The organism is Actinomyces sp. ICM58 (genome assembly GCF_000283035.1).
Lineage (GTDB): Bacteria > Actinomycetota > Actinomycetes > Actinomycetales > Actinomycetaceae > Pauljensenia.
The window spans coordinates 1-1682 of record NZ_ALIY01000198.1; the positions used below are offsets into that span (position 1 = coordinate 1).

General features: G+C 72.4%; 2 protein-coding genes. One reads left to right on the forward strand and one right to left on the reverse strand.

Translation table 11 applies throughout. From position 1 onward, the window contains the following. Nucleotides 1-727, reverse strand: a 727-nt coding sequence (locus HMPREF1138_RS08950) for an HAD family hydrolase (RefSeq protein WP_009058934.1), incomplete at its 3' end; no start/stop codon positions are given. 142 nt (nt 728-869) lie between these two features. Between HMPREF1138_RS08950 and HMPREF1138_RS08955 the strand changes: the two genes are divergently transcribed. After that, nucleotides 870-1682 (forward strand): hypothetical protein (locus HMPREF1138_RS08955; RefSeq protein WP_009058936.1); only part of this gene is annotated, 813 nt, incomplete at its 3' end.

Here is a 1682-nt window from a genome sequence, read left to right on the forward strand (position 1 = left end):
CGGCCACGAAGGGAACGGCGATCTTCGCGGGCGTGGGCACCCGGCGGGGCAGCACGCGAACGGTCGACGAGAAGGTCAGCGTCGGCCAGCCCTCGCGCTCGGCCATCTCGCGCAGCGCCCGGTCCGGATTGACCGCGTAGGGGTGGCCGACCAGGCGCAGGAGCGGGGCATCCGACACCGAGTCCGAGTACGCCGAGCACTGCGACAGTTCCCAGCCGCGCGTGCGAGCCAACTGCTCGCACGCATCCGCCTTGCCCTGCGCCTGGTTGAAGTGGGTGACCTCCCCCGTGAAACACCCGTCGTCGTCCACGGCCGCCTGGGACGCCAGGACCTCGTCCGCGCCCAGCATCGTCGCGATCGGACGCACCACCTCTTCCACCGATGCCGACGCGATCACGACGACGTCACCGATGCTCTTGTGGTAAGCGATGCGCCGGAGAGCTTGGGCGTAACACACCGGCGCGATCGTGCGCTCCAGCGCGTCCTCGACCGTCGCCTCCAGGAACGCCGCGTTCCAGCCGCGCGCCATGCGCCCCATCGCCTCGGCCATCTGCTCCATGCGCGACTCGTCCGCGCCCGCCAGCAGGTAGGGCAGCTGGACCAGCACGGAGGCGATCGCGGTGCGTCGAGTCATCAGGCCGGCCTCGATGAAGGGCCCCGACAGCGCCACGTTCGACGAGGTGTCGAGGATCGTCTTATCCAAGTCAAAAAAGGCCGCACGTGCCATCGCGTTCACTCCAGCGTTGGGATTATCCACAGGGGCCCGCCGTCGGACCCTTCTATGCACAGGGTGTCATTTCGCATCTGCGTTGTCCACAGGGGCGCGCGTGCAGGTAGACGCGCGTGCCGCCAGCGCGCACCGTGGAGGAATGAACCCTAACGCCGCACCCGGCCCGGGCCTCGTCGCCCTCGTGGGCCTGACCTCGCCCGACGCCGACTACGCGCGCGAGACCGTCACCGTGGCGGGAGCGCGCCTGTGCGAGGACCCCTCGCGCGCCTCCCTCGTCCTCGCCGCGCCTGGAGCTCCCGTTCCCGCGCTCGTGCCCTGCGTGCGCGTGGGCGGCGGGGGACAGGTGAGCCTGCCCGGGGACAGCGCGCTCGTCGTCTCCCTCATCGCCGAGGCCTCCTGGCGCCAGCGGCGGGACGGCGCCGTGTGGGTGGTGGCCGGGATCGCCGGAGGGTTGGGAACGACGCGCGTCGTGCGCCTCCTCGCGCGTTCCGCGCGTGAGAGGCGGTGGCGCGCTCTCCTCGCGCGAGTGATCCCTCGGCCTCGCTCCATCCAGAGAACGACGCAGCAGGATGGCCGATCGCGCGAACCGGTGGTCGTGGACGCCTCCGGGTCGGTGCCCGGCTTCGCACGCGCGCGCGATCACTGCCTGCCGGGAGTGCGGTGGGCGGACCTGGACGCCTCGGAGGACTCCTACCTGCCCGCCCTGCGCGACCACCTGCCCCGGATTGACGGCGTGAGCGCCCTCGTCGGGGACGGACGAGGAGGCGCCAGAGCGGACGACCCGCGCGTGGTCGCGGCGTGCCGGAGCCTCGGGGCTCCCCTCATCGTCGACGCCGGCCGGTGGGACGAACGCTCCGCACGCCTCGCCCAGGTCATCCGCGCCGACGCCCTCGTCCTCCTCACCCACGCCGACCTGGAGGGGGCCGCCGCGATGGCCGCCTCCCTGAGCGCC